4 protein-coding genes are annotated in these 6,600 nt (G+C 64.3%); 1 reads left to right on the top strand and 3 read right to left on the bottom strand.

Annotated elements, in window-relative coordinates:
- The coding region (locus HZZ13_RS33465; protein ID WP_197963707.1) for a beta strand repeat-containing protein at positions 1-4,166 on the bottom strand (4,166 nt) is incomplete at its 3' end.
- 739 nt (positions 4,167-4,905) lie between these two features.
- Here HZZ13_RS33465 and HZZ13_RS33460 point away from each other — a divergent pair.
- A complete protein-coding gene (locus tag HZZ13_RS33460; protein ID WP_197963706.1) occupies positions 4,906-5,088 on the top strand; it encodes a hypothetical protein in 183 nt (60 codons plus the stop codon).
- A 21-nt stretch (positions 5,089-5,109) separates the two neighbouring features.
- Here HZZ13_RS33460 and HZZ13_RS33455 read toward each other — a convergent pair whose 3' ends face one another.
- Together HZZ13_RS33455 and HZZ13_RS33450 are read right to left on the bottom strand one after the other, a co-directional pair.
- Positions 5,110-5,319 (bottom strand): hypothetical protein, encoded by a 210-nt coding sequence (locus tag HZZ13_RS33455; RefSeq protein WP_197963705.1) that lies wholly within the window; start codon positions 5,317-5,319, stop codon positions 5,110-5,112.
- A 157-nt stretch (positions 5,320-5,476) separates the two neighbouring features.
- Positions 5,477-6,187, bottom strand: a complete 711-nt coding sequence (locus HZZ13_RS33450) for a hypothetical protein (protein ID WP_197963704.1) — start codon at positions 6,185-6,187, stop codon at positions 5,477-5,479.
- Positions 6,188-6,600: the final 413 nt, after the last annotated feature.

Raw genomic sequence — 6,600 nt, 5'->3', positions numbered from 1 at the left:
CCGTCCTGGCTGGTGACCGTGAACTGGTCCTGGACCTGCTGCCCGGCGGTCAGCTCATTATGGGCGCCGTTGCCGGTGTAGCTCCAGGCCCCGCTGGCATCGATGCTGAAGTCGCCGTAGGTCCCTTGGACGTTGCCTTGCGCCACAACATGGGCTTCGCCCGAATCGGGATCCACAATCGTCAGCTGGCCGGAGGTGTTGAGCACGGCGGCGGCATTGCCCTCTGTCACGGACTTCGAGTCCGAGCTCACCGTTGCCGCGTCGTTGGTCCCGGTGATCGTCACGGTCACAATGCCGGCCGCGGTGCCGTCCTGGCTGGTCACCGTGAACTGGTCCTGCACCTGCTGGCCGGCGGTGAGCTCATTGTGTGCGCCGTTGCCGGTGTAGCTCCAGGCCCCGTTGGCATCGATCGTGAAGTCGCCGTAGCTGCCGTGGATATTGCTCTGCGCGATGACGTGGGCCTCGCCGGTGTCCGGGTCGGTGATGCTGAGCTGGCCCGAGGTGTTCAGCGCGGCGGCCGTGCCGCCTTCGGTGACGGTCTTGGAGTCTGACGAGACCGTCGCGTTGTCGTTGGTGCCGGTGATGGTCACCGTGACGGTGCCGGTCGCGGTGCCGTCCTGGCTGGTGACCGTGAATTGGTCTTGGACCTGCTGGCCCACGGTGAGCTCGTTGTGGGCGCCATTGCCGGTGTAGCTCCAGGCCCCGCTGGCATCGATGCTGAAGTCGCCGTAGGTCCCTTGGACGTTGGCTTGCGCCACAACATGGGCTTCGCCCGAATCGGGATCCACAATCGTCAGCTGGCCGGAGGTGTTGAGCACGGCGGCGGCATTGCCCTCTGTCACGGACTTCGAGTCCGAGCTCACCGTTGCCGCGTCGTTGGTCCCGGTGATCGTCACGGTCACAATGCCGGCCGCGGTGCCGTCCTGGCTGGTCACCGTGAACTGGTCCTGCACCTGCTGGCCGGCGGTGAGCTCATTGTGTGCGCCGTTGCCGGTGTAGCTCCAGGCCCCGTTGGCATCGATCGTGAAGTCGCCATAGGTCCCGGGCGCGTTCGTCTGCGCCACGACGTGGGCTTCGCCGGTGTCGGGATCGGTGATGCTGAGCTGGCCGGAGGTATTGAGCGCTGCTGCCGTGTCGCCTTCCGCCACGGAGTTGGAGTCCGAAGAGACGGTCGCGTTGTCGTTGGTGCCGGTGATCGTCACCGTCACGGCGCCGGAGGCGGTGCCATCCTGGCTGGTGACCGTGAACTGATCCTGCACCTGCTGGCCGGCGGTGAGCTCGTTGTGGGCGCCGTTGCCGGTGTAGCTCCAGGCGCCGTTGGCATCGATCGTGAAGTCGCCATAGCTGCCGTGGACGCTGCTCTGCGCGATGACGTGAGCTTCGCCGCTGTCCGGATCCACAATCGTCAGCTGCCCGGAGGTGTTGAGCGCAACGGCGGTGTCGCCCTCGGTCACGGACTTCGAGTCCGAGCTAACGGTCGCGTTGTCGTTGGTCCCGGTGATCGTCACCGTGACGGTACCGTTCGCGGTGCCGTCCTGGCTGGTCACCGTGAACTGGTCCTGCACCTGCTGCCCGGCGGTGAGCTCATTGTGGGCGCCGTTGCCGATGTAGCTCCAGGCGCCATTGGCATCGATCGTGAAGTCGCCATAGGTCCCGGGCGCGTTCGTCTGCGCCACGACGTGGGCTTCGCCGCTGTCGGGATCGGTGATGCTGAGCTGGCCGGAGGTATTGAGCGCTGCTGCCGTGTCGCCTTCCGCCACGGAGTTGGAGTCCGAAGAGACGGTCGCGTTGTCGTTGGTGCCGGTGATCGTCACCGTCACCGTGCCGGTGGCGGTGCCGTCCTGGCTGGTCACCGTGAACTGGTCCTGCACCTGTTGGCCGGCGGTGAGCTCGTCGTGGGCGCCGTTGCCGATGTAGCTCCAGGCGCCGTTGGCATCGATCGTGAAGTCGCCGTAGCTGCCGTGAACATCGCTTTGCGCAATGACATGGGCTTCACCGGTGTCGGGGTCGGTGATGCTGAGCTGGCCGCTGGTGTCGAGGGCGGCGGCAGCATCGCCCTCGGTGACGGACTTCGAGTCCGATGAGACAGTGGCGGCATCATTGGTGCCGGTGATGGTCACTGTCACAGTCCCGGTGGCGGTGCCGTCCTGGCTGGTCACCGTGAACTGGTCCTGCACCTGTTGCCCGGCGGTGAGCTCGTTGTGCGCGCCGTTGCCGGTGTAGCTCCAGACCCCGCTGGCATCGATGCTGAAGTCGCCGTAGCTGCCGTGGACGTTGCTCTGTGCGACGACATGGGCTTCGCCGGTGTCCGGATCGGTGATGGTCAGCTGGCCGGAAGTGTTGAGCGCGGAGGCAGTATCGGCCTCGGTGACGGACTTCGAGTCCGACGAGACCGTCGCGTTGTCGTTGGTGCCGGTGATGGTGACCGTGACGGTGCCGGTGGCGGTGCCGTCCTGGCTGGTCACCGTGAACTGGTCCTGCGCCTGCTGCCCGGCGGTGAGCTCGTTGTGAGCGCCGTTGCCGGTGTAGCTCCAGGCCCCGTCGGCATCGATCGTGAAGTCGCCATAGGTCCCGGGCGCGTTCGTCTGCGCCACGACGTGGGCTTCGCCGGTGTCGGGATCGGTGATGCTGAGCTGGCCGGAGGTATTGAGCGCTGCTGCCGTGTCGCCTTCCGCCACGGAGTTGGAGTCCGAAGAGACGGTCGCGTTGTCGTTGGTGCCGGTGATCGTCACCGTCACGGCGCCGGAGGCGGTGCCATCCTGGCTGGTGACCGTGAACTGATCCTGCACCTGCTGGCCGGCGGTGAGCTCATTGTGGGCGGCGTTGCCGGTGTAGCTCCAGGCCCCGCTGGCATCGATCGAGAAGTCGCCGTAGGTGCCGTGGATATTGCTCTGCGCGACGACATGGGCCTCGCCGCTGTCCGGGTCGGTGATGCTGAGCTGGCCGGAGGTGTTCAGCGCGGCGGCCGTGTCGCTCTCGGTCACGGACTTCGAGTCAGAAGAGACCGTCGCGGCGTCGTTGGTGCCGGTGATGGTCACCGTGACGGTGCCGGTGGCGGTGCCGTCCTGGCTGGTCACCGTGAACTGGTCCTGGACCTGCTGGCCGGCGGTGAGCTCGTTGTGGGCACCGTTGCCGGTGTAGCTCCAGGCCCCGTTGGCATCGATCGTGAAGTCGCCGTAGGCGCCGTGGACATTGCTCTGCGCCATGACGTGGGCCTCGCCGCTGTCCGGGTCGGTGATGCTGAGCTGGCCGGAGGTGTTCAGCGCGGCGGCCGTGTCGCTCTCGGTCACGGACTTCGAGTCCGAGCTGACGGTTGCCAGATCATTGGTCCCGGTGATCGTGACCGTAACCGTCTGAGTGGCCGTCGAGCCGTGGCCGTCGTTGACCGTCACCACGAAGCTCTCGGTGACGCTCTGGCCAGCGGCGAGATACTGCGCGGCACTGTCGTTCAAGGCATAGTGCCACTGCACCGAGCCGTTCGCGGCATTGGCTGCCTCGTTGACCGGATCGAGCGAAAACGTGCCAAGCGAGGTCGTATTCGTGGACGACGCGACAAAGGTCGCTGTGTGCGTATCACTCAGGTCCGCATCGGTGAAGCTGATGGTGCCTGCAGTATTCGGGGAATCCGACAGGGCCAGTGCCGACGGCGCGTCTTCCACCACCGCGCCGCTCTGCGGATTCGATGTGATGAGGACCGAGTCGTTTGCGCCATTGAACTGGAGTGTCACGGTCGCCCAGCTGAGCGTACCGTTACCCAGCTGGATGGCGTAGGTGAATGTGTCGGTCAGCGTTTGCCCGGTTGCCAACGCCTGAAGCTGAACGTTGATGTCGCCCTTGTCGTAGTGAACGGTGCCGTCCGGGGCGGCCCAGATGCGCGCACCGAGGGCACTGCGGTCACTGGTTGCGGCCATTCCGGCGGCATCGCTGCTGTACGCCACATCCTTGACCAGCAAATCCGCCGGTGCGTAGCTCTTGGTGGAGGCGGAGGCGCTCGTTCCATCATCCAGGGAGAACAGCGTCTTGGCCGTGCCGCCAAGATCATTTGCCAGCACGTTCAAGATCAGAATGTTGCTGGCGTCTTCCGTAAACGAGAAAATGTCGGTGTTGGCCTGCGGCGTGTTTCCAAAAGAAACCGTGCTGCCGCCGCCCGTTGTTTGCGTCGCCATAGCTAAATCCTCCGGATAATGCGGCGTCCGCGTTCACGGATCCGCACAAATTGCGCAATGACGCGGCGATGATCGGCCGTTGCCGCGCCCATGCTGTTGAAGACAAATGCCGTGCTGCTGAGCCTGACTGCCGTCCTGCCGAGGGCCGCGAAAATGTGCAAAGCGAGCATGTGACGAGCTCAAGCCTGTTGGGAGCGAGCGGTCGCTCCGGACTCGCGGTCGGATGTTGGAGAGATGGAAGGCAGGCTCCGGCGCCGACCGGCATGCGATGGCTCACGCACTGTCCGCAAACGGCAAACTGGCTCGATCGAAGGATCACATCTCGACGGAGAAGAACTCGAAATCGCTCGAGTCGGGTCGACGATCGCCCCGGCCTCACACACAAGACGCGTGCACGTCATTTGCAACCCTCGTCTGCCAATGCAGAGCAGGGGGGACATCGCAAAATCAATTCACGCAAATCGCGAGCGCTCGGTCGGACGAATGGGTCCGCCCACCCGCGAGATCCAGCCAACGCTACCGGTGACGCGAAGAGATTTAGAACTTTCCCCCTGCCCTTCGTGTGCGGTCCTGGTCCGCCCACGTTTGACAATATTGATCTGCAGTATTCTTCGGCTCCCGAGCGCCGTTCGTGATCAGGAGCGATCACGATCGTTTGGCTCGGGATTAAATTAAAGCTAGATTAAAATAATGCGGCGGTCCATTTATTTATTCATTGTCCACATTTAATGATTAATGCTTGAAAATCAGCAGCCAAGCGGCGCTTGCTTCGCTGCTGGCGGGAAGCACCGGATTCATACGGGCGTTATCCGATATCGCGGTCGCTGCTCCGACCAGCGCGGCACATTGGTCTAGCAAGATCGTGCAAGTCGACATCATCATGCGTCAGCTGCGAGATGCGCTGGGTCGAACGCGCAACTGACGCGGCGGCGAGACCGGCCGTCTATTCAGGGGCAGGGCGGCCGCGCCGATCTGCGTTCGACGTCGCACCTTGAAAAATCGCAACGAGCCGGTCACCGTCCCAAAGCTCCACATCGTGCTCGCCAGACATTTGCCCGGCTCGATGCCTTGCCGCCTGCTCGTCGATGCAGTCGAGCTTTGCGGCGCAGATCACTCGGCGGCTGCTGTCCACCACGAACACTTTGTACCGCATGATGGTCGTCCGATCCCGAAGGGGGACCGTCATCGTAATCGAATGTCCGTCCAAGTCAGGGCCAAATTAAGTGGCGGTGCGCGGAACCTTTGTACGTGTGGCAATTCAGCTATGGCCGCGTGACCGCATCGACTTCGCGGTGAGCGCGTCAGGTAAGCTAGTATCGCAATCGCACCGCGTGCCGAAGCGTGCGGCTCGAGCTCAAGAGCGAGAAGCCCCCCAGCGTCACCAGCAGCACACCGAGCCAGGTTACCATCCGGCTGCGCGCCTCGTCGTGCGCCTCTTCGTTGCGCATCGGCATAGTTGGAGGCGAGACGGCTCGCGCGGGCTTCTCCAGGTCCAGTTGCGGCGGCGCGGAGTGTTCGGGCGTGAGCGGGCCGGTGGGGCGATTGGTGACGGTTGCCGCGGTCATCAGCGCCGGCGTGCCCGCATCGACAACAGAAGCGGCATCAGCCACCCTCACTTCGCGTGCCGGCGGCGTCGGCGAAGCCTCCTCGGCCGGCGAAGCACTGAGCAACTCCGCGCGCGCATCGATCCCCGGACTCCGGATTTGCCGCGCGGCCGCGTTCTCGTCGGGACGGGCGGAGCGCTTGGCCACACGACCATGAGCCGGCTTTCGCACCGGTGCAATCTGCTCGGCCAAGAACCAGCATTTGCGGTGGCCGTCCCGCCGATATACCCAGTGCAGGCCGGGACCGGGCGGGTTGCCGGGCTGTGCCAAGCATTCCGGCTGGGCCGAAGAGGGTGCAGCGGGCTCGCGAGGCGCAGGATTGAACAAGTCGGTGAATGAGTTGGCGAACGCAGGTGCGGCCGTAAGACCTCCAGCAAGGACCAAACTGGCGAAATAACATCGCAGATGACCGGACATCGAAAACTCCCGGTGATGCGCCCCACCCGGCACGAGCCTTCGCGGCGACATGGGCTCCCATGCGACTTAAATCGGGCAGCGCGATGAATTAATTATGGTCCTGGTAGCCGAATTAATCGGCTCGTCCGGCCCGCTTGGGTTGCTGCACGCGGCCGCCGCTCCCATCAATCGAGCCACCGGCGTGTCGCCGGACATCGCTTCGCGCCCGCGGTCCGCGACGCAGCCGCCAGTCTGATCGGCATCGCTGCGGGCACATTTGCGCTCCTGTCCGCTGGTAACTGGCGATGCGAACGCGCAACTGGGGGCGGTAAGTCTCAGGATGTCACGATCCCGCGGTGCGGGCCTCAGCGAAGCTTTCTCCCCATAGCAAATTAAATACTCCGCCATGACATTAGCGCTGCCCTTCTCCCTGC

The sequence above is a fragment of the Bradyrhizobium agreste genome (assembly GCF_016031625.1).
GTDB lineage: Bacteria > Pseudomonadota > Alphaproteobacteria > Rhizobiales > Xanthobacteraceae > Bradyrhizobium > Bradyrhizobium agreste.
The sequence above is the reverse complement of the archived record's forward strand: the minus strand, read 5'-3'. Positions and strand labels throughout refer to the sequence as shown.

Coding starts and splice junctions, on each gene's coding strand:
- HZZ13_RS33455 (WP_197963705.1), bottom strand. CDS start 5,319: ATGCGGTACAAAGTGTTCGTGGTGGACAGCAGCCGCCGAGTGATCTGC.
- HZZ13_RS33450 (WP_197963704.1), bottom strand. CDS start 6,187: ATGTCCGGTCATCTGCGATGTTATTTCGCCAGTTTGGTCCTTGCTGGA.